Origin of the sequence: Pseudomonas sp. 10S5, assembly GCF_035019745.1 — a bacterium.
GTDB lineage: Bacteria > Pseudomonadota > Gammaproteobacteria > Pseudomonadales > Pseudomonadaceae > Aquipseudomonas.
The window spans coordinates 77,895-97,575 of the sequence record NZ_JASJVL010000015.1 but is presented as its reverse complement, the minus strand read 5'-3'; the positions used below and the strand labels follow the sequence as shown (position 1 = coordinate 97,575).

At 55.9% G+C, this 19,681-nt stretch carries 21 protein-coding genes; 9 read left to right on the top strand and 12 right to left on the bottom strand.

The window, feature by feature from the left end:
• Positions 1-27: 27 nt before the first annotated feature.
• Complete coding sequence (locus QN378_RS16985; RefSeq protein ID WP_322206175.1) at positions 28-1,542, top strand: TolC family protein; 1,515 nt, start codon at positions 28-30, stop codon at positions 1,540-1,542.
• A gap of 102 nt (positions 1,543-1,644) precedes the next feature.
• On the opposite strand, the gene QN378_RS16980 is transcribed toward QN378_RS16985, so the two are convergent.
• Both QN378_RS16980 and QN378_RS16975 read right to left on the bottom strand, forming a co-directional pair.
• On the bottom strand, positions 1,645-3,138 hold the full coding sequence (locus QN378_RS16980; protein WP_322206176.1) for a YifB family Mg chelatase-like AAA ATPase: 1,494 nt from the start codon (positions 3,136-3,138) through the stop codon (positions 1,645-1,647).
• Positions 3,139-3,296: 158 nt separating this feature from the next.
• Positions 3,297-3,557: an accessory factor UbiK family protein gene (locus QN378_RS16975; protein ID WP_322206177.1), complete on the bottom strand. Its 261-nt coding sequence runs from the start codon at positions 3,555-3,557 to the stop codon at positions 3,297-3,299.
• A gap of 417 nt (positions 3,558-3,974) precedes the next feature.
• Here QN378_RS16975 and glnK point away from each other — a divergent pair, with 417 nt between their 5' ends.
• From glnK to QN378_RS16955, 4 genes are all read left to right on the top strand, one after another.
• Positions 3,975-4,313 carry a P-II family nitrogen regulator gene (gene glnK / locus QN378_RS16970; RefSeq protein WP_002555808.1) on the top strand — a complete coding sequence of 113 codons (339 nt, stop codon included), beginning with the start codon at positions 3,975-3,977 and terminating at the stop codon, positions 4,311-4,313.
• A 35-nt stretch (positions 4,314-4,348) separates the two neighbouring features.
• Positions 4,349-5,692: an ammonium transporter gene (locus QN378_RS16965; RefSeq protein ID WP_323548415.1), complete on the top strand. Its 1,344-nt coding sequence runs from the start codon at positions 4,349-4,351 to the stop codon at positions 5,690-5,692.
• A 178-nt stretch (positions 5,693-5,870) separates the two neighbouring features.
• Positions 5,871-6,302, top strand: coding sequence for a secondary thiamine-phosphate synthase enzyme YjbQ (locus tag QN378_RS16960; RefSeq protein ID WP_323548414.1), 432 nt, complete (start codon positions 5,871-5,873; stop codon positions 6,300-6,302).
• A 93-nt stretch (positions 6,303-6,395) separates the two neighbouring features.
• A complete protein-coding gene (locus QN378_RS16955) occupies positions 6,396-6,722 on the top strand; it encodes a hypothetical protein (protein ID WP_322206180.1) in 327 nt (108 codons plus the stop codon).
• A 79-nt stretch (positions 6,723-6,801) separates the two neighbouring features.
• Here the strand turns inward: QN378_RS16955 and QN378_RS16950 are convergent, their stop codons facing one another.
• The 6 genes from QN378_RS16950 to lptM are packed head-to-tail and all read right to left on the bottom strand — an operon-like array spanning position 6,802 to position 11,395.
• Positions 6,802-7,494, bottom strand: coding sequence for an HAD family hydrolase (locus QN378_RS16950; protein ID WP_323548412.1), 693 nt, complete (start codon positions 7,492-7,494; stop codon positions 6,802-6,804).
• Positions 7,487-8,389: a tyrosine recombinase XerC gene (gene xerC, locus QN378_RS16945; protein WP_322206182.1), complete on the bottom strand. Its 903-nt coding sequence runs from the start codon at positions 8,387-8,389 to the stop codon at positions 7,487-7,489. The genes QN378_RS16950 and xerC overlap by 8 nt, the downstream gene beginning before the upstream one ends.
• A gap of 2 nt (positions 8,390-8,391) precedes the next feature.
• Positions 8,392-9,129, bottom strand: coding sequence for a DUF484 family protein (locus QN378_RS16940; protein ID WP_322206183.1), 738 nt, complete (start codon positions 9,127-9,129; stop codon positions 8,392-8,394).
• 13 nt (positions 9,130-9,142) lie between these two features.
• The gene (gene dapF / locus QN378_RS16935; protein WP_322206184.1) at positions 9,143-9,973 is read right to left on the bottom strand and encodes a diaminopimelate epimerase; all 831 of its coding nucleotides are present in this window, start codon (positions 9,971-9,973) and stop codon (positions 9,143-9,145) included.
• A 3-nt stretch (positions 9,974-9,976) separates the two neighbouring features.
• Positions 9,977-11,224 (bottom strand): diaminopimelate decarboxylase, encoded by a 1,248-nt coding sequence (lysA, locus tag QN378_RS16930; protein WP_322206185.1) that lies wholly within the window; start codon positions 11,222-11,224, stop codon positions 9,977-9,979.
• 9 nt (positions 11,225-11,233) lie between these two features.
• Positions 11,234-11,395 (bottom strand): LPS translocon maturation chaperone LptM, encoded by a 162-nt coding sequence (gene lptM / locus QN378_RS16925; RefSeq protein WP_322206186.1) that lies wholly within the window; start codon positions 11,393-11,395, stop codon positions 11,234-11,236.
• A 236-nt stretch (positions 11,396-11,631) separates the two neighbouring features.
• Here lptM and cyaY point away from each other — a divergent pair, with 236 nt between their 5' ends.
• Together cyaY and QN378_RS16915 are read left to right on the top strand one after the other, a co-directional pair.
• Positions 11,632-11,964 carry an iron donor protein CyaY gene (gene cyaY / locus QN378_RS16920; RefSeq protein ID WP_322206187.1) on the top strand — a complete coding sequence of 111 codons (333 nt, stop codon included), beginning with the start codon at positions 11,632-11,634 and terminating at the stop codon, positions 11,962-11,964.
• Positions 11,965-11,966: 2 nt separating this feature from the next.
• Positions 11,967-12,200 (top strand): DUF1289 domain-containing protein, encoded by a 234-nt coding sequence (locus QN378_RS16915; protein WP_322206188.1) that lies wholly within the window; start codon positions 11,967-11,969, stop codon positions 12,198-12,200.
• Positions 12,201-12,303: 103 nt separating this feature from the next.
• Here the strand turns inward: QN378_RS16915 and QN378_RS16910 are convergent, their stop codons facing one another.
• From QN378_RS16910 to argH, 4 genes are all read right to left on the bottom strand, one after another.
• On the bottom strand, positions 12,304-15,153 hold the full coding sequence (locus QN378_RS16910; RefSeq protein ID WP_323548409.1) for a class I adenylate cyclase: 2,850 nt from the start codon (positions 15,151-15,153) through the stop codon (positions 12,304-12,306).
• A 197-nt stretch (positions 15,154-15,350) separates the two neighbouring features.
• Positions 15,351-15,596 (bottom strand): TIGR02647 family protein, encoded by a 246-nt coding sequence (locus QN378_RS16905; protein ID WP_322206190.1) that lies wholly within the window; start codon positions 15,594-15,596, stop codon positions 15,351-15,353.
• A 209-nt stretch (positions 15,597-15,805) separates the two neighbouring features.
• Positions 15,806-16,093 (bottom strand): hypothetical protein, encoded by a 288-nt coding sequence (locus tag QN378_RS16900; protein ID WP_322206191.1) that lies wholly within the window; start codon positions 16,091-16,093, stop codon positions 15,806-15,808.
• Between the two features lie 119 nt (positions 16,094-16,212).
• The gene (gene argH / locus QN378_RS16895; protein ID WP_322206192.1) at positions 16,213-17,607 is read right to left on the bottom strand and encodes an argininosuccinate lyase; all 1,395 of its coding nucleotides are present in this window, start codon (positions 17,605-17,607) and stop codon (positions 16,213-16,215) included.
• 142 nt (positions 17,608-17,749) lie between these two features.
• Between argH and QN378_RS16890 the strand changes: the two genes are divergently transcribed.
• Complete coding sequence (locus tag QN378_RS16890; protein ID WP_323548407.1) at positions 17,750-18,832, top strand: sensor histidine kinase; 1,083 nt, start codon at positions 17,750-17,752, stop codon at positions 18,830-18,832.
• Positions 18,829-19,575 carry a LytTR family DNA-binding domain-containing protein gene (locus QN378_RS16885; protein ID WP_322206194.1) on the top strand — a complete coding sequence of 249 codons (747 nt, stop codon included), beginning with the start codon at positions 18,829-18,831 and terminating at the stop codon, positions 19,573-19,575. Before QN378_RS16890 ends, QN378_RS16885 begins: the two co-directional genes overlap by 4 nt.
• The last annotated feature ends 106 nt before the right edge of the window (positions 19,576-19,681 follow it).

Below are 19,681 nucleotides of genomic sequence, written 5' to 3'. Positions count from 1 at the left end.
TGCGCTAGCGCCAGGGGCAGTACACGGATGAACAGAAGTCAAAAGTTAGTCAGTGCCGGCTTGCTGGCATTGATGGTCAGCGGCTGCGCGGTCACCAGCGATCCGATTGAGCGCAGTGTCAGTGAGCAGCGGGCAAAAACCGATTTGCAAAACATGTACAAGGATCAGGAACCTCTTAGCGGTCCGCTGACCCTGCACCAAGCGATGGCCCGGGCAGTGAAGTACAACCTCGAAGGTCGGCTGAAGATCATGGAGGAAGCGCTGGCCAATCGTCAGCTGGACCTCGCCAGCTTCGACATGCTGCCGCGCATGGCGGTATCGGCCGGATACGCCGGACGTACCAACACCAGTGCGTCCAGCAGCCAGAGTGTCAGTACGGGCACCCAGTCCCTTGAACCGTCCACCTCCCAAGACCGCGACCGCCGCGTAGCCGACCTGACCATGGTGTGGAACGTGCTCGACTTCGGCGTCAGCTACATTAGCGCCAAGCAGCAAGGCGACCAGAGGCTGATCGTCCAAGAACGTCGTCGCAAAGTCATCAATACCATCGTTCAGGACGTGCGCTCGGCCTATTGGCGTGCGGTGGCGGCTGAGCGTCTGCTCAAGCAGATCGACAGCCTGATGGCCCGAGTCGAGCAAGCTCAGGGCAACAGCCAGAGCATGAGCGAACAACGCATCGGTGATCCGATTCAGGCGTTGGGTTACCAGCGTTCGTTGATTGATGCCATGCGCCAATTGGAAGAGCAACGCAAGGCGTTATCCTTGGCCAAAACCGAGTTGGCGACCTTGATCAACCTGCCGTTGGGCTCAGAGTTGACCTTGGCCGCGCCAGAGGATTACCCGCCGCCGGAATTGAAAGTCAATTTCGCCCGTCTTGAGCAGGAAGCGTTGGCCAGCCGTCCGGAATTGCGTGAGCAGGATTATCAGGCTCGCATCAGCACCGCCGAAACCCGCAAGGCCATGCTGCGTATGCTGCCCGGCCTAGAGTTTTCGGCTGGCGGACATTACGACAGTAACTCGTTCCTGGTTGATCAGCGTTGGGCCGATTTAGGGGTCAAGGTCACGTGGAACCTGTTCAACGTAATTTCTGCTCCGGCGGCTATCGATGTGGCCAAGGCGGGTGAGAAAGTCGCTACGGCACGTCGTCAGGCGATGTCGATCGCGGTATTGGCTCAGCTGTATGTAGCTAACGCCAACTACCGGGAATCCCAGCGCCAGTTCAACACCAGCCAGAAACTGGCGACCATCGACCAGCAGATCCTGACCCAAATGCGCAACCGGTATAAGGCTGCGGGCTTGGGCGAACTAGATTTGATCCAGGGTGAACTGGTCACCTTGCAGGCCGACCTGCGTCGCGATTTGGCATACGCTGACTTGCGTAACGCTTACGGGCAGATCTTCGCCAGCGCCGGGCTTGACCCGTTGCCAGCAGAAATCAATTCGACCAGTGTTCAGTCCATTGCCGACGCGTTGGCCAGTCGTGAATCTGAGTGGGCAATGGGTACGATTGCGCAGCCAGTCGGACACGCTCCGACACCGTAGTCGGCTGTTGGATGTATCTGTAGATACTCTGTTGCCGGTCAAGCTTTTACTAAGCGTTTTTCGCTAGAAAGCTGGTTCCTACAGAGGTTCAGTGCCGGAGCTTCAATAACCCGAAGGCCGGTACTGCAACGCTTCGGCCAGATGGTGACGGGCAATCCCATCGACTTGCTCCAAATCAGCCAAGGTCCGCGCCACTTTCAGCAGACGGTGCGCAGCCCTGAGTGAAAGGGTCAGGCGCTCGCAGGCGGTTTCCAGCCACGTCTCATCTTCGGTTGATAACGGGCAATGTTTGCGCAGTCCCGGCAAGTCTAGAAAGGCGTTGGGGCAACCTTGACGTTGTTGTTGTCGGTGGCGGGCCTGTGCGACAAGCGTTGCAGCTGTAGCCGTGTCGTCGCCGGTTTGCGGGCCTGGGTTGAGCGCGGTAGCTTCACGGGCGACGGTCAGGTGCAAGTCGATCCGATCCAGCAGTGGGCCGGACAATTTGTTGCGGTAACGCTGGATTTGCTCCGTCGAGCACCGGCAGCGACCGCTCGGTTCACCGAGATAGCCACAGGGGCAAGGGTTCATTGCGGCGACCAACTGGAAACGCGCCGGAAAACGCACTCTGTCTCGGGCCCGAGCAATGACGATATGGCCGGACTCCAGCGGTTCACGCAGCACCTCCAGCACTTTGCGGTCGAACTCGGGCAACTCATCGAGAAACAACACTCCATGGTGGGCAAGGGTTATTTCCCCCGGCTGAGGCCGACTGCCGCCGCCCACCAGCGCGGCGCCGGAGGCTGAGTGATGCGGTTGTCGAAAAGGTCGAAGCGGCCAACTGGTTAGAGGCGTCTGACTGGCAACCGACTGAATCGCCGCCACTTCCAACGCTTCATGTTCATCCAGCGGCGGCAGCAAGCCGGGCAAGCGGCTGGCGAGAAGTGTCTTACCGGTGCCAGGCGGCCCGCTGAAAAGAAGATTGTGCGCCCCGGCCGCTGCGACCAGGAGCGCACGTTTGGCGGCAGTTTGGCCCTGTACCTCATCTAAGTCCGGATAAGGTTTGCTCTGGTGCAATAGGCCGCTGGATACATAGGGGATGATCGGTGCCTGGCCGTTGAAATGCGCCACCAACTGACGTAGGTCGTTGACGGCGAGGACTCTTAAGCCGGAAGCCAGACACGCCTCTTCAGCGTTCGCGGTAGGCACGATTAACGTATGGCCTGCCGCCCGTGCTGCCAACGCTGCAGGCAACACGCCTTGAATCGGTCGAATGCACCCTGACAAAGCCAACTCACCCAAACATTCCACGCCCTGCAAGGCGAGCGCGGGTAATTGCGCACTGGCAGCCAACAACCCTAATGCAATAGCAAGATCAAAGCGTCCGCCGTCTTTGGGCAAATCAGCGGGTGCGAGATTCAGCGTGATCCGACGTGCTGGAAATTGAAAACCTGAATTTAAGATGGCACTGCGTACTCGGTCCTTACTTTCTCTGACTGCACCTTCGGGCAGCCCGACTAGCGTTAACGCCGGCAAACCGTTGGCTAAGTGACATTCGACGGTAACGGCAGGTGCTTCCACGCCTACTTGGGCACGACTGAGGACGATGGCTAGAGACATGATCATTCCTTGATGTCCGAATAACCGCATCCTGCGGGATTTAGCGAAGAAGCTGGGGAGGGGAATCACTACAGGGTGTGAACTTATGGACTTCGGCAGCTTTTACATGTCCTTTGTTTACGCTGCGCCAGCGCAGGCTCGAAGTTCTTCAGGGCGTGTCACTCAGCCGACGGAGCCAATCGTGCTTCCATCTCGGCCACTTTCGATTCCAGCGCTTCTAGACGAGCGCGGGTTCGGGCAAGTACGGCCATCTGGCTATCAAATTCTTCACGGCTGACCAGGTCCAGTTTGCTAAACCCGCTTTGTATTAGGGTTTTGAACTGACTTTCGAATTCTGTACGTGGAACCGGTGTTTCGCCATTGAACAAACGTGAGGCGTGGCCGCTCAAGGCATCGAGGAAGGCTTTGGGTGCGAGCATGGTCAAGTTTCCATAAACAGATGCGCGGCAGTGTATCACGCAGCGTCTATAGTCAATCCAGCCCTGTTGCACTGCACGGTTATTGTGCGTACCGACGGGCACGAACGCACTGTTTGTGTGCGTGTTAGATGAAGTGCTTATCTGGAGGCGCGGGGATTATCCTTAAAAACATTGATATCAGCGGTTTTACACAAGATGGCAAGCTTTCTGCTTAGTGGCTTATAACCCATGCACTGATGCCGTCACTGTGACGATGGAGTGCGGAAGGCGAAGCAGGGAAGAGTTTCGTCGGAAGCAGTTTTTTTGGGAGTCGGGCTCGTATGAGACGACCGACGGGTTACAAAGCCAAGCACTGCGCTTAGACTTGAGTCGGGTTTGTTTTCCTGGGGCAAGTCCACCAATTCGGGAGAAAGTTTCATGAAACTAGTCACTGCAATCATTAAGCCGTTCAAGTTGGACGATGTGCGCGAGTCGCTGTCCGAAATCGGCGTGCAGGGCATCACCGTCACTGAAGTGAAAGGCTTCGGTCGGCAGAAGGGTCACACCGAGTTGTATCGCGGTGCGGAATACGTAGTCGACTTCCTGCCTAAAGTAAAAATCGATGTCGCTATAGATGATAAGGATCTGGACCGGGTTATCGAGGCGATAACCAAAGCAGCCAACACCGGCAAGATTGGTGACGGGAAGATCTTCGTGGTTAATCTGGAACAGGCTATTCGCATCCGTACCGGCGAAACCGATACCGACGCAATCTAAGCCGCCAACCCCCATCGCCCCAGGAGTAAAACAATATGACTCTGCGTCAATTCGCAGGGCTAGGAGCCCTGTTGTCCCTTTTAATACCTGGTCTGACCCTGGCGGCTGACCCGGTGCCCGTTGTCGCTCCAGTGCTCAATTCCGGCGATACGTCGTGGATGTTGACCTCGACAGCGTTGGTGTTGTTTATGACCATCCCCGGTCTGGCGCTGTTCTACGGTGGCATGGTTCGGTCCAAAAACATTCTCGCAATAATGATGCAGTGCTTCGCCATTACCGGTCTGATCAGCATCCTGTGGGTCATTTATGGCTACAGCATCGCGTTCGACACAACGGGCATGGAAGTAAACGTCGTTAATTACTACTCATTTATAGGCAGCTTCGGCAAAGCGTTCCTCGCAGGTATCACGCCAGCAAGCATCACTGGCCCAACCGCGCTGTTCCCTGAGGCGGTGTTTGTTACCTACCAGATGACTTTCGCCATCATCACCCCGGCGTTGATCGTCGGTGCATTTGCTGATCGCATGAAGTTCTCTTCAATGCTGGTCTTCATGACCCTTTGGTTCACCTTCGTGTATGCGCCGATTGCGCACATGGTCTGGAGCGGTCCGGGCGCACTGTTGGGCGATTGGGGTGTTCTCGACTTCGCTGGTGGCACCGTGGTTCACATCAACGCCGGTGTTGCTGGTCTGGTTGCCTGTCTGGTACTGGGCAAGCGTAAAGGCTACCCAGCTACACCGATGGCCCCGCATAACCTCGGTTACACATTGATGGGTGCCGCCATGTTGTGGGTTGGCTGGTTCGGTTTCAACGCCGGCTCCGCTGCTGCGGCCAACGGTACTGCCGGTATGGCAATGCTCGTTACCCAAATTGCTACCGCTGCTGCTGCGCTGGGCTGGATGTTCGCCGAGTGGATGACTCACGGTAAGCCAAGTGCCTTGGGCATCGCTTCGGGTGTGGTTGCCGGTCTGGTTGCCATTACTCCTGCAGCCGGTACTGTCGGCCCGATGGGCTCGTTGGTTATCGGTTTGGCAGCGGGCGTGGTCTGCTTCTTCTGCGCTACTAGCTTGAAACGCAAACTGGGCTACGATGACTCCCTGGACGCCTTCGGTGTACATGGTATCGGCGGTATCCTCGGCGCGATTTTGACCGGTGTGTTCGCAGCACCTGCCATGGGCGGCTTCGGCACTGTGACTGACATCGCGGCACAAGTCTGGATTCAATGCAAAGGCGTAGGGTTCACGATTATCTACACGGCGATTGCGACATTTATCATTCTCAAGGTGGTTGACGCGGTCATGGGCCTGCGTGTCACCGAAGAAGAAGAGGCTGTCGGCCTTGACCTTGCACTTCACAACGAGCGTGGCTACAACTTGTAAGCGAGCACAAAAATAATGCCCGGGTAACCGGGCATTTTTTTGTCTGAGTTTTGTCGATGTAGGTACGGTCGCGAGCGTAGCTCGCTTCTGGACTATGGCTTACAGCTAACGTGGCTTATAACGCGCTTTGTTTTTTTTGCCAGCGCGTTAGAATGCGCGCCGAAGCGTGGAGAATTGTATGTGGCAACAGACGCTGATTACGTTGCGAGCAAGGCCTCGCGGCTTTCATCTCGTGACCGACGAGATACTGGCAGGTTTGCCTGAACTGCGCAGTTGTCGAGTCGGGCTATTGCATTTGTGGCTGCAGCATACCTCGGCCTCGTTGACCGTTAACGAGAATGCCGATCCGGCCGTGCGTCGTGACTTCGAACGTTTTTTCAGCCGTCTGGTGCCTCAGGGAATGGACGGATACGAACATCACGACGAAGGACCCGATGATCTGCCTGCGCACTTCAAGGCCAGCTTGCTTGGCTGCCAATTGAGTTTGCCAATTACGGCAGGGCGTTTGGCGTTGGGCACCTGGCAAGGTGTTTATTTGGGTGAGCATCGTGATGTAGGTGGTGCTCGCAGAGTTCTTGTCACCCTGCAAGGTGATGGGGATGACCGCTGATTGTCAGCGGATGTTGAATTTTTTCTGGCGACCCTCGAAAGTTGGTGTAGCTGGGCTATAACTAATCTGCTTTCGCAAGTCATGAGGTAGAACATGAGCGACGACGACAACGATTTGGTAGACGATCTGGAAGACGAAGAAGGCGGTGAGGAACTGGCCGTTGCTGGTGGTGAAGAGGACGGCCCTGAGGTTGACGATAGCCCAGACGGTGCTCCGGCTCTACCTAAGGGCAAAGCCAAGGCTGCTGCTGCAGTTGATGAGCTGCCCAGCGTAGAAGCCAAGAACAAAGAGCGTGATGCCTTGGCTCGCGCAATGGAAGAGTTCCTGGCCAAAGGCGGCACCGTGCAGGAAGTGGAGGCCAATGTGGTCGCCGATCCGCCGAAGAAGCCTGATAACAAGTACGGTAGCCGGCCTATTTAGGCATTGGTTGCAGTTGCCGTTGAGAAAAAGCCCGCTGTCGTTGCGGGCTTTTTCTTGACGGCGATTCTGCCAAGTTAATCTAATGCCAGCGTTTCAAAAGCTCTGGCAATTCGGTCAGGCTTTTGATTTCCGCATCAGGATGGTCATCGGCTTCCCACGGTTTACCCGTTGGGTTGAACCAGATTGCACGAAAGCCTGCTTGCTGTGCACCGGCAATATCGTCCCCCGGATGATCGCCGATATGTACGGCAGCGTTGGCATCGACACGTCCGCGCTTTAACGCTTCCAGAAATGGAGCAGGGTCGGGTTTACCGATGCCAATTTCTTCTGCGCTCAGTGCGAAGGCGAAATAATCCGCAAGCCCCAAACGCCTGACGTCGGCGTTGCCATTAGTCAAAACCCCTAGCGTGTAGGTTTTAGCAAGGATTTCCAAGGTTGGCTGAACCTCAGGAAAGATCTCGATCTGATGCCGCGCGTGCAGAAAAACTTCAAAGCTTTTATCGGCGAGACCCTGTGCTTGATCATGGGGATACCCGGCATCTTCCAATGCATGAAACAACACTTGGCGGCGCAGTGCACTGATCCGGTGCTTGAATGACGGGTCAACCTCGACTAACCGTGTGCGGATTGCCCACAGATGCTCAACCGGAACCGCTCCCAGGTTTGGTGCGTGTTCGGCCAACCAGTCTCGCAGCACAGCTTCGGCGCTAACGATCACCGGGGCGGTGTCCCACAAGGTGTCATCAAGATCGAAAGTAACCAGCTTAATCATGGTCAGAGCCCTTTAAGCGTTTGGCCCGGGGATGGGCACTGTCGTAGACCGTTGCCAGGTGCTGGAAGTCCAAATGTGTGTAGATCTGGGTAGTAGTGATGTCGGCGTGTCCGAGCAACTCTTGAACCGCACGTAGATCCTGCGAAGATTCGAGTAGGTGGCTGGCGAACGAATGGCGAAGCATGTGCGGGTGCAGGTTCTGCCCCAATTCGCGTATGCCTGCAGCTTTCACGCGCACTTGAATAGCTCGCGGACCCAAGCGTCGCCCCTGTTGGCTGATAAACACCGCGTCATCCTGCGGATTAGCCAAAGCGCGTAATGGCAGCCAGATTTCCAAGGCTTCGCGAGCTTTTTTACCCACCGGAAGCACCCGGGTTTTGCTCCCTTTTCCAAGAACTTGAATCAGGCCGTCACTCAAGTCCAATTGCTCCAGATTGAGCCCGGTCAGCTCGGATAGGCGAAGACCCGAAGAATAGAACAGCTCCAGGATGGCTTGATCACGATGGGCCAGAAAATCGTCCTCGACCGCGCCGTCGAGTAATTGCAGCGCGCGGTCGGCGTCAAGGGTCTTCGGCAAGCGGCGCTCACCTTTGGGCGGCGACAAGCCATTGGCGGGGTCGTGATTACACAGCCCTTCGCGATTTAAATAGTGATACAAACCGCGAACCGCCGATAGCAAGCGCGCCAAGCTGCGCGATGATTGACCCTGCTGGTGCAAGCGAGCAATCAAGCTGCGCAGGTGCTGAGTGTCCAGCGCTGACCAGTTGTTCACGTCTTGTTTCTCGCAGAAGGCCAGCACTTTATTCAAGTCTCGACGGTAGGCCTCCAGCGTATGCGGTGACACCTGACGCTCGCTGCGCAGGTGCATGCAATAAGCGTTCAGTTGTCTTTCCACAGTTAGTAAACCGGGCGAGGAGGTTGAGCGAAGCGTGGCAATACTCTGCCCAATACTTCAGCGATGTAGCTGAGGAATAAAGTGCCGACCGAGCTTTTGTAATACTGAGGATCGCGGCTGCCGATCGCCAGTACGCCGTGCAGGCCTTGATGGGTCAGGGCTACGACTGCGCTGGAGCCGACTTGGACGCCTTGATCTGCGCCGTATAAAAACGACAGTTCATGCTCACGCAACGCCCCACAAACGATCTTGTCATCTGAAATCAGTCCGCCGATAGATTTCTGTGCTTCGTCCGCGCTAACCCAGCGTCCGACCGTCATAGGCTTTTCGCTGAACAGGATCAGACTGACGAAAGGCACCTGAAACTCTTGGCGTAAGCTGTCCTCAACGGCGATGACCACCTCCTCCAAGCTGGTAGCGTCTATTAACGCCAGCATCAGGCGACGAGTTTTTTCGAACAGCCGATCGTTGTCCCGCGCAACGTCCATCAATTGCGAAAGGCGGTGGCGCATTTCGATGTTGCGATCACGCAGCAGCTTGAGCTGACGCTCAACCAGTGACACCGTATCGCCACGCTGATGCGGGAGGCGCAGGGTTGTCAGCAGTTCTTCGTGGTCCACGAAAAACTCTGGGTGTTGCTGCAAATACGCGGCTATGGCCTGCGCTTCCAAGGCTGGCACTGCACCTTCGGTAGCGGCTTTACTGGGCTTCCCAGCTGAATTCTGAGGCTGATCGGTCATCGAATTTGCTCACTCATAGACGAACCTGTCCTTCGTAAACCCGCACGGCCGGTCCCGTCATTTTCACGGAGTGGCCTGGGCCTTCCCATTCAATGGACAGGCGCCCGCCAGGCAGGTCGATCAGCAGGGGCGAATCCATCCATCCTTGAGTGATGGCCGCCACCGCTGCTGCGCAAGCGCCAGTTCCACAGGCCTGTGTTTCCCCTGCACCGCGTTCCCAGACACGCAATTGCGCGCGTTGGCGATCAACCACGTGCAAGAAGCCGACGTTGACCCGAGCAGGGAAGCGCGGATGATGTTCCAGCTTTGGTCCCAGCACCTGCACGGGGGCGTTATTGATGTCATCAACACGCAACACCGCATGCGGATTGCCCATCGATACTGCGGCAAGCTCAATGTTTTGACCATCGACTTCAACCGCATAGTTCAGCGCCTGCTCGGCTGCCTGAAACGGGATCTGCTCCGGAATCAACCTGGGTGGGCCCATGTCGACGCTGATCTGTCCGTCGCTGCGGATATCGAGCTCAATGATCCCGCCTTTGGTTTCGACGCGAATCTGCCGTTTGGCGGTTAGGCGTTTGTCCAGCACGAAACGGGCAAAACAGCGTGCGCCGTTGCCACATTGCTCGACCTCGGAGCCGTCGGAATTAAAGATTCTGTAGCGAAAGTCCACGTCGGGATTACTTGGCGCTTCGACCAGCAAAAGCTGATCAAATCCGATCCCGGTGTGACGATCACCCCATTGTTTGGCGTGCTTGGGCAAAATATGCGCGTGCTGACTAACAAGGTCCAAAACCATGAAGTCGTTGCCTAGGCCGTGCATCTTGGTAAAACGCAGCAGCATGGGTTACTCCGGCAGCAGGCTTTCGCCAGCAAACAGCTCTGCCACGGTTTCGCGGCGGCGCACTTCAAATGCTTCGCTGCCATCAACCAATACCTCAGCGGTACGGCCACGGGTGTTGTAGTTGGAGCTCATGACAAAACCATAGGCGCCTGCCGAATGCACCGCCAGCAGATCACCTTCAACCAGCGCTAAATCGCGGCCCTTGGCCAGGAAGTCACCGGTTTCGCAGATCGGTCCGACGATGTCGTAGGTTCGCAACTGTGTATCGCGGGGGCGTACGGCAGTTACGTTCATCCAGGCTTGATACAGCGCCGGGCGAATCAAATCGTTCATCGCCGCATCGACAATGGCGAAATCCTTGTGCTCGGTGTGCTTGAGGTATTCCACTTGTGTCAGCAGCACGCCAGCATTGGCTACGATAAAGCGGCCGGGCTCGAATACGAGCGCCAAGTCGCGACCGTCAAGGCGCTCGCGCACGGCAGCAATATATTCGCTGGCCAATGGGGGCTCTTCGTCACGATAGCGAACACCCAATCCGCCGCCGAGATCAACGTGGTGCAAATGTATCCCGCATTCGCCGAGGCGGTCGATCAGTGCCAGCAAGCGATCCAGCGCATCAATAAAAGGTGGCAGGCTGGTCAATTGCGAACCGATGTGACAATCGACACCGATGATTTCAAGGTTTGGCAGTTGCGCTGCACGTAGATAAACGTCTTCGGCCTCAGCGATGGCGATGCCGAATTTGTTTTCTTTGAGGCCGGTGGAGATATAAGGATGCGTGCCAGCATCGACGTCCGGGTTCACGCGCAGCGATATTGGCGCACGAACACCTAATTCGGCGGCAATAACTTGCAGGCGTTCGAGTTCGTCAGTGGATTCAACGTTGAAGCAGTGAACGCCAACTTCCAAGGCTCGACGCATGTCTTGGCGAGTTTTGCCAACGCCGGAAAATACAACTCTGTCAGGGCTACCGCCAGCGGCTAACACACGCTCCAACTCGCCGATGGACACGATGTCGAAACCAGCGCCAAGGCGCGCCAGGACATTGAGTACACCCAGGTTGGAGTTGGCTTTCACCGCGAAGCACACCAAGTGGGGCAAGCCGCTCAATGCGTCGGTGTACGCGGTGTATTGCGCTTCGATGTGCGCGCGGGAGTAAACGTAAGTCGGCGTGCCGAAGCGTTCGGCAATGGCAGACAACGCTACACCCTCCGCGAACAGCTCACCGTCGCGGTAGTTGAAGGCGTCCATGGGTGTTCCCTAGTAAGAAGAGTGCTTGTGCGAACTTGATTGCGACGATTTGGCTTGGTCATCAGGGTTTTGGCTGTCATCAGGCATATACAACGGCCCTTTTTGACCACAGGCAGAGACCAGACAGGCGACCGCGAGGAGCGCAGCAATGGACGAGATCAGGCGCTTCATGGCGAAATCCTTTGTAAAAGCATTAATTGCGTCCGAGTATACCGACCACCCAGCGCCTTGCCTATGTAGGGGACGCCCCGTCCGACGGGGCTCCAAATGAAAGCAAGGGGCTTGGACTGGCATGGTCGCGCTATCGACGTAGCTGCCTGCTCTTGGCGGGTATGTTTTGCATTTGTCTTAAAGCGACCGTATCTTGCGTCGCTGCGCGTTGGTAGACACTTTTTGAGGTTCCTGTAATGAGTTTGACTGAAGCCCGCTTTCACGACCTGGTCGACGCCACCCAGCAAGCGCTGGAGGATGTTTTCGATGAAAGTGATATGGATCTGGACCTGGAAAACTCGGCCGGCGTGCTGACCGTGAAGTTCGAAAACGGCACTCAGCTCATCTTCAGCCGCCAAGAACCGCTGCGCCAGTTGTGGTTGGCTGCGAAAACAGGTGGTTTCCATTTCGACTACGACGAAGAAGAGAAGCGTTGGGCGTGCGATACCAGTGAAGAGCTGCTCAGTGAAATGCTCCATCGTCTTTGCTTGCAGCAAGGTGGTGTTGAGCTGGATTTCGACGAGATTTAATCGTGAGTAACCCCACACCGGTCAAACCGGCTAAACCGCTTTTTAGCAACGTCAGCCCCGCTGTGCCTTCGCCGTGCATCAGTATTTGTCGGCTTGATGAAAACAAAGTCTGCACCGGTTGCTGGCGGCATGTGGAAGACATCCGCGAATGGCGCTCGGCGGACGACAATCGCCGCCGACACATTCGCGCAACTGCCGAGCAGCGCAAGCTGGATGTTGAGCGACGTTTCGAATAATTCGGATTCAGTGCCCTGTCGGGGGTTCAGATCAGGCTATGGGATCGAATTATTGCTGCTCACCGTTGAGTTGGCGAAGCGCCCTGCCCGAAACACAGCGCTCTCAAACCGCGTCCATTGCGCTGTTTAGCGATCTTTCCAGATCGGCCTTGTAGCGCAGAAATAAAATGCTTTGCCCGCGCGTATCACCCAGCAGTCCGGAAAGGTCGAGGTCGGTGATGTAGCAGCGATAGCGTTCGCCTTCGCTGCGCTGTCGCAGGATTTGCTCTGCGACGACGGCGAATAATTGCTTGCCATATTCCAGCTCCGAGAACTCTCGCTGATTGCAGTACAAGGTGACGCTTACTTGCCCCTGGGTGGCTTCTTCGATGATCGCCTGCACCTCATAAAACGGTTTGTCGGCGGGCGTCGCTGGCGCTAAGCGGGGTTCGATGCGTCGGGCGCGACCTGGACCGCTGGGCATTAATTGGTAGTACAACGTTTCCAGCGCTAAAGGTAACAGCGGATTATCCAGCGATAACAACGCGCCGCGTCGAAAGACTAGCGACTGGAAGAAGCGTTGCAACGGCATTAACAGACTCGGCTCGTCAAAGTACGGCAACCGCTGGTGCCATAGGGCGTTATATTCGTCGAGCACATAAACGTCAGCGTGGGATTCGCTGATTCGGTAGAACACTTGAATACATTCGGGCTGGCCATGAGGCAGAATCATCGCCAAGTCATGGTCGTGCAACGCATACGCGTCTAGATGCAATGGGCTGTAACTGGGCAGCTCTTCACTCAAATAGTCCAGTAACGCTGGAAAGCTGGGCAGCGGTACATGGTTGACCTGCCCGGGAATTATTTCCAGTACGTGGTATTGCTGCTGGACCTGAATGAGGTAGCGGTGGTTCAACCGTCGAACCAACAATAGTTGTGCGGTTTTCACCAGCTCTTCGACCCGAAGAGCGATGGCGGGTGCGCGGTTATGGCAGAAGCAACGCACGCTTATTCGCGGCTGCTGCACACCCTCCGGCAGGTTGCTTAGTACATTGCTTAGGCAGTCTAGCAAGGCGTGGGGCCCGTCATACCGATTGACCAGTATTTCGTTCCAACTGTTAAGCGTGATTTGGTCGAAGGTCAGTACCAAATTCTCGCGAACCCCGGCGTAACTCAGCGAGTCAGTACGCTCGGTGGTCATCAGAATGTTCAGGTCGCGATGATGCTTGAGCGGATCGACGCCGACATTAACCAATAGCAACACCTCGCTCGGCACGCTGGGTCGCAGCAAATGCTCCTCGCTGATGGCGGTAAGGGGCAGGGGAATAGCCTGTTGCAGGCTGCCGATCAGGTTGAACAGCTCCAATTCGGTTAAATCGCTGGTGCCAGGGTGCAGTGCCAGGCGCGTGGTGGGGTCGATCACGTTGTTGCGGTGACACCACGTCAGCAATTCGAGCAATTCCCGGCTGCGCTTGATCGGTGAAAAGTGCTCACACTCGTGCGCGCCAAGGCTGCCGTTGTAGAGCGCCCACTGAGTTTTGCCGGGTTCACGTTTATTCGGCGATTGCACCAGGGTCAGTGTGTCTTCTGCCAAATCCGGCGCGATTCCTGGATTGATGAACTCAACTTTGCCGGCCTTGCGCTCGAACGCTGCATAAAGGCGTCGCCCGAGCACATTCAGGTCACGTTTGTTGATCAGGCTGACGGCTTTTTGCTTGCGGGCAAACTCGGTGAGGAATCGATAGCTGTGGTTCAGCTCGTTGACCAGCGCTCGGCGTTCGGTGGCGACTTGTCTCACTTTCCACTGGCTGCGGCTGTCGAGCAGCGCGAGCTGTCGTTCGTCCCACTTCCATTCCTTGGTCAGACGTTCCAGCAGCAAGCGCTGCCAACTGGTGGTGCGCTGCCGTGGCGAGCCGGTGAGCTTTTTATTGACCTTCAGATAAAGGCTGCGCCGCACCAGTTCCAGACGCTCCGTCTCGCCTCGGGCGTTGAGGTACTCCTCAATGCGCCGGTAAACCATCATGTACGGGTCCAACTCATCGAGATTCAGCGCATCGGCAAACACCGCGTGTTTGAAGCGCAAACTCAGGCATTGCACGTGCGGCTGCTCGCTGGCATATACCTCTGTCAGCAGAAGTTTCAGAACCGACTTGTAGGGCGATTCGATGCCCTTGAACAGTTGCCAGAGTCCTGCGCCGATGAACTCGCCGGGCGGGATATGCGCCAGATGACCGAGATCGAGAATTTCATCCGCACGAATGAAACGCTTGGAGATCAGCGTATGGGTGTATTGACCGTAATGCTGTTCTTCATAGGTAGGTACCAACCACCACAGCGGTGTGCGGCCAGCCAGCCAGATAGCAGTGCGGTAAAACTCATCCAGCAGCAAGTAGTGTTGAGTGGTGCCGCAATCCTCTGAGCTCAATTGTGCATCGCGCTCACCCAGCACAAACCGTTTCGGGTCGATGAGGAAAAAATGCGCTTCAGCGCCTTGGCTAAGGGCCCAGCTTTCCAGCGCTTCGCATTTCTGGCGCAATTGGACGATGGCGCCTGAGCTCAGCAGCGAGTCATGGCAGACCCAAACGTCCATATCGCTCTGCTCGGCCTGGGCTAAGGTGCCGAGACTACCCATTAGATACAGACCGTGAATCGGTTGCGGTGGATTACCGTGGCGTTGCTTGTAGGAGAAGGATCGGGTCAATCGTTGCGCTTCAGCCAGCGCCTGAGCGTTAGGGTCATAGCCAGAAACCCCTGCGGGCGTACTGCCGGAAACATAGCCCGGTAATAGGGGATGATTAACGTGAAAGAACAGCGGCAATAGGGTCAATACCGCTTGTTGGCGTGTTGACAGACCTTCTATGGCACGGCCCAGCCGCCCATCGTTGACGGTCAGAAACCGATTGCGAAGTTGGCTGAGAACCTTGCGGTCGATGCCTTCATTCAGGTCGGGGCGGATTTCAAAGGTACGCGTCATCGCAGCTAACCGGCAGACGAGGTTCAAAAGAGTGTTCAAGGCGGCGAGAGCTTGCAGCTAACGAACGGGTACTTTTTAGCTGACTGAATAGTTGACGCCAAAATAATATCGGCAGCCGGTTTAAAAAGTGAAGGCCTGAAAGAATGGCTCGCGAGACCTGTTTGGAAGGTGAATTCCCGCGAGCCCGGCGAGGTTACTCAGGCGGTTTCGGTGACATTGAGGATGGTCAGAAGTGATTGGACGTGCTCGGCAGCTTCTAGACCCAAACTGGTCAGGTAGCCACCATCGAACTGAGTAATCAGTCCCTTATCAAACAAGCGCTGTGCGGCTGCAATCGCTTTGGGAGCTGCTATGTGGTGGACTTTGAGGCCCTCAAGGGTATTGCCCAGATTGAACAGTGCGAGGATTTCCAGTTCGGCAACCAACTCAGGGGTATACGACATAGACACTCCAGACATTTCCAGTGATGCGCCGCTCTGGTGTTGGGGGTCTGTCTTGAGTCAAGGTACAGGAACGAGCTGTCCTGCGCTTATTGAGCTCTTTAGGACCCAGAATGCCGGCGTGGCGCGACAGCCCCGGAGGTGATACGGCAGCGGGGCTTTTGCAGTGTAGACAGGGTGCGCTATTTTTGCAGCAGAACTTTAACCGCAGGTCATTTGGATTCAGGAGGCAGCGTTGGAAGCGCCCGCAGCGCCTGCTCATACCACTCAGTATTGAACGGGCGATCTTCTTCAAGTAGGGCGTCAATCTCTACTGCGAGCACATGGGCCATCAATTGCAGAATCTCTTCGCGCTCATAGCCGACTAATGTGAGCTTGTTGAAAGTCGCTTTGGCAGCCGGTGGAATATCGCTTTCGATCTGGTTTTCGATGGCCTGGATTAAGGTAGACTCGGCGAACTCTTCTTCATCGTCGTCAATTACGTCGTTTTTGTCGGTCATATTAATTTTCCTGAAAAAATAGCCACATGCGGGCAACAACAATGGTCTATAGCCAACTTATTGGCGAAGTGTGCCCGGCATTTCGGCAGATGCACGCCCCCAACAAGTTGGCCCCAGTCCTAGCGAGTGGCTAACAGCGCTTCGCCGCGCACTACTGCGGCTTTGACTTGAACCGGTGCAGTGCCGCCGATGTGGTTACGCGCACCGACCGAACCTTCGAGAGTCAATACGGCGAACACGTCCTGGTCAATGTGATCGCTGAAAGTACGCAGCTCTTGCAGGCTCATCTCGGCCAGATCCTTACCACTTTCCACGCCATACTTCACAGCATGGCCAACGATTTCGTGGCAGTCGCGAAAAGGCAGGCCACGGCGCACTAAGTAATCAGCAAGGTCTGTGGCGGTGGAGAAGCCACGTAAAGCCGCTTCGCGCATAATCGCGTGCTTGGGTTTGATTGCCGGAATCATGTCGGCAAAAGCACGTAACGAATCGCGCAAAGTGTCGGCGGCGTCGAAAAGCGGTTCTTTGTCTTCTTGATTGTCCTTGTTGTAGGCCAAAGGCTGACCTTTCATCAAAGTCAGCAGGCCCATTAACGCACCAAATACTCGACCGCTTTTGCCGCGTACCAGTTCTGGTACATCAGGATTTTTCTTTTGCGGCATGATCGAGCTGCCGGTACAGAAGCGATCTGGTAGGTCAATGAACTGAAACTGGGCGCTGGTCCACAACACCAACTCTTCGGAGAAGCGCGACAAGTGCATCATTGCAATGCTGGCTGCGGAACAAAATTCGATAGCGAAATCACGATCGGAAACACTGTCTAGTGAATTGCCACCCACGGCGTCAAAACCGAGCAGCTTGCAGACCATTTCGCGATCAATGGGGTAGGTCGTGCCCGCCAATGCAGCGCTTCCCAACGGCAAGCGATTGAGGCGCTTGCGACAGTCAACCAGGCGTTCGTAATCGCGGCTGAGCATCTCGAACCACGCCAACATGTGATGACCAAATGTCACTGGTTGGGCGGTTTGCAAGTGCGTGAAGCCAGGCATGATGGTCTCGGCTTCGCGTTTGGCTTGCCCCAGCAGACCCTGTTGCAGGCGAGTGATCTCAGCCAGGATCAGATCGATTTCATCGCGCAGCCACAGACGAATATCGGTCGCGACCTGATCGTTACGACTGCGTCCGGTGTGCAGTTTCTTGCCAGTGACGCCAATGCGATCGGTCAGGCGCGCTTCGATATTCATGTGCACATCTTCAAGGTCGATGCGCCAGTCGAAATTGCCAGCCTGGATTTCGGTCTGGATATTGTTCAGGCCGTCGATGATCGCATCACGCTCTGCGTCAGTGAGAACGCCAATGTGGGCCAGCATCGTTGCATGGGCGATGGAGCCCATGATGTCGTGGCGATAGAGGCGCTGATCAAAAGTCACGGAGGCGGTGAAGCGGGCGACAAACGCGTCGACGGGTTCACTGAAGCGGCCGCCCCAGGACTGATTGGTCTTGTCGGTGCTCATGGATTCGCTCGTTAGCCTGCTGTTTGGTGTTTAAAAATGGGAGTGGCCGAGGTTGAGGCGGCGCTGGCGATAATAGCAGGGTTGCTGTTTTTTTATTCTTGGGTAGCTTGTCGCTAGGGTCGGCGGCGCAGAGACTGATGCGATGCAAAATAGACAGCTGAAAACGGGGGCGGAGTCAGTGCCCGAAAAAGAATTTTTTCTACCTGAGCTGTGCGAGCCCCAGGCATTGTTGGTGTTGGTGGTTCTGGCTGAGCTATTGGTTATGGTTTTGGTGTTGGTCGAGCCCATGATTCCGGCATTTAACTGGGTGCGATTCGCGCTGATTTCACTGTTTGTACAATGGATCGTTTTGCTTTCAGCCGCTTTGATGTGCGGGTTGCGCCCCTGGCTGGCACGCTTGCCACCAAGTGTCGCGGGTTTGCTGTGTTGCGGGTTGGTAGTGGGATTGACCCTGGCGTGCACGGCAGCGACAGAGTATTTCGAACTGGCGGGAACGGCGACGGTCGGACTGAGGGTAGAGCGGTATTTTCGCTATTCGCTGATTGCGCTGATCATGTCGGCATTGATGTTGCGTTACTTTTATCTGCAAAGTCTGTGGCGCAAGCAGCAGCAAGGTGAATTGCGCGCCAGGATCGAATCGCTGCAAGCGCGGATCCGGCCGCACTTTCTCTTTAACACGCTCAACAGTATTGCCAGTTTGGTCGCTAGCGATCCGATTAAGGCCGAACAAGCGGTATTGGACTTATCCGATTTGTTTCGTGCGAGTCTCGCCAAGCCTGGAAATCTTGTTACATGGAGTGACGAACTTGAATTGGCAAAACGTTATCTTTCGATTGAGCAATATCGTCTCGGCGAGCGTCTACAGTTGGACTGGGTAGTGAGTGCAATTCCAGACGACTTGCCCATTCCACAGCTAACCTTGCAGCCATTACTTGAGAATGCCTTGCTCTACGGCATTGCACCGCGTGTTGAAGGCGGCGTAGTCAGGGTCGAAGCAACCTATAAAGAGGGGGAGTTTATATTGTGCGTCAGCAATCCCTATGACGAAGTCGCCAAAACGCAGACTTCCAACGGCACCCATCAGGCACTCGTGAACATTGGTGCGCGAATTACGGCACTTTTTGGCCCGCGCGCCAGTCTGAGCGTGGAACGTCGTGATGGTCGTCACTTCACCTGTCTACGCTATCCTTGTGCGAGACTCACGCAGGAAGCCAAAGCAATATGAATGTCCTGATCGTTGATGACGAACCCCTGGCCCGTGAGCGACTGAGTCGCTTGGTCAGTGAAATCGAGGGTTACAGAGTCCTCGAACCCAGCGCTACGAATGGCGAAGAAGCCTTGGCGCTGATCGATAGCCTTAAACCGGATGTAGTGCTGCTCGATATCCGTATGCCAGGTCTGGACGGTCTTCAGGTGGCCGCCAAATTGTGCGAGCGCGAGACGCCGCCCGCAGTTGTTTTCTGCACCGCTCACGACGAATTTGCCCTAGAGGCTTTTCAGGTAAGCGCTGTGGGGTACTTGGTTAAACCGGTACGAGCGGAGCATTTGCTTGAGGCGTTGAAAAAAGCCGAGCGGCCCAATCGTGTCCAGCTTGCAGCCATGACCCGACCTGCTGCTGAAACGGGTAGCGGTCCGCGTAGCCATATCAGTGCCCGAACCCGTAAGGGGATTGAGCTGATACCACTGGATCAGGTAGTTTTTTTCATTGCTGATCATAAGTACGTGACCCTGCGCCACGAAGGCGGCGAGGTGTTACTGGATGAGCCGCTCAAGGCGTTGGAAGATGAGTTCGGCGACCGGTTTGTACGCATCCACCGCAATGCGCTGGTCGCGCGGGATCGCATTGAGCGCTTGCAACGTACGCCGCTGGGACATTTCCAGCTGTTCCTGCGTGGTCTTAACGGCGACGCGCTGATCGTCAGCCGACGCCACGTAGCGGGTGTGCGGAAAATGATGCAGCAGCTTTAAGTGGCGCGACGTGTCACGTAACCGCGATTTCCCTTCGCGATTGGATACGCTCTGGCAGGGTTTTTACTGCTTCGCAGGAGCAGATATCAATCTGCCTGACGTGCCG

Excerpts from the sequence above, each read along its gene's own strand:
- QN378_RS16975 (WP_322206177.1), bottom strand. The coding sequence starts at position 3,557 with ATGCTCGCACCCAAAGCCTTCCTCGATGCCTTGAGCGGCCACGCCTCA.
- QN378_RS16885 (WP_322206194.1), top strand. The coding sequence starts at position 18,829 with ATGAATGTCCTGATCGTTGATGACGAACCCCTGGCCCGTGAGCGACTG.
- lptM (WP_322206186.1), bottom strand. The coding sequence starts at position 11,395 with ATGAAGCGCCTGATCTCGTCCATTGCTGCGCTCCTCGCGGTCGCCTGT.
- QN378_RS16890 (WP_323548407.1), top strand. The coding sequence starts at position 17,750 with ATGCAAAATAGACAGCTGAAAACGGGGGCGGAGTCAGTGCCCGAAAAA.
- cyaY (WP_322206187.1), top strand. The coding sequence starts at position 11,632 with ATGAGTTTGACTGAAGCCCGCTTTCACGACCTGGTCGACGCCACCCAG.
- QN378_RS16955 (WP_322206180.1), top strand. The coding sequence starts at position 6,396 with ATGAGCGACGACGACAACGATTTGGTAGACGATCTGGAAGACGAAGAA.
- QN378_RS16965 (WP_323548415.1), top strand. The coding sequence starts at position 4,349 with ATGACTCTGCGTCAATTCGCAGGGCTAGGAGCCCTGTTGTCCCTTTTA.
- QN378_RS16910 (WP_323548409.1), bottom strand. The coding sequence starts at position 15,153 with ATGACGCGTACCTTTGAAATCCGCCCCGACCTGAATGAAGGCATCGAC.
- QN378_RS16950 (WP_323548412.1), bottom strand. The coding sequence starts at position 7,494 with ATGATTAAGCTGGTTACTTTCGATCTTGATGACACCTTGTGGGACACC.
- glnK (WP_002555808.1), top strand. The coding sequence starts at position 3,975 with ATGAAACTAGTCACTGCAATCATTAAGCCGTTCAAGTTGGACGATGTG.
- QN378_RS16905 (WP_322206190.1), bottom strand. The coding sequence starts at position 15,596 with ATGTCGTATACCCCTGAGTTGGTTGCCGAACTGGAAATCCTCGCACTG.
- QN378_RS16900 (WP_322206191.1), bottom strand. The coding sequence starts at position 16,093 with ATGACCGACAAAAACGACGTAATTGACGACGATGAAGAAGAGTTCGCC.
- QN378_RS16985 (WP_322206175.1), top strand. The coding sequence starts at position 28 with ATGAACAGAAGTCAAAAGTTAGTCAGTGCCGGCTTGCTGGCATTGATG.
- dapF (WP_322206184.1), bottom strand. The coding sequence starts at position 9,973 with ATGCTGCTGCGTTTTACCAAGATGCACGGCCTAGGCAACGACTTCATG.
- QN378_RS16940 (WP_322206183.1), bottom strand. The coding sequence starts at position 9,129 with ATGACCGATCAGCCTCAGAATTCAGCTGGGAAGCCCAGTAAAGCCGCT.
- QN378_RS16980 (WP_322206176.1), bottom strand. The coding sequence starts at position 3,138 with ATGTCTCTAGCCATCGTCCTCAGTCGTGCCCAAGTAGGCGTGGAAGCA.
- lysA (WP_322206185.1), bottom strand. The coding sequence starts at position 11,224 with ATGGACGCCTTCAACTACCGCGACGGTGAGCTGTTCGCGGAGGGTGTA.
- QN378_RS16960 (WP_323548414.1), top strand. The coding sequence starts at position 5,871 with ATGTGGCAACAGACGCTGATTACGTTGCGAGCAAGGCCTCGCGGCTTT.
- argH (WP_322206192.1), bottom strand. The coding sequence starts at position 17,607 with ATGAGCACCGACAAGACCAATCAGTCCTGGGGCGGCCGCTTCAGTGAA.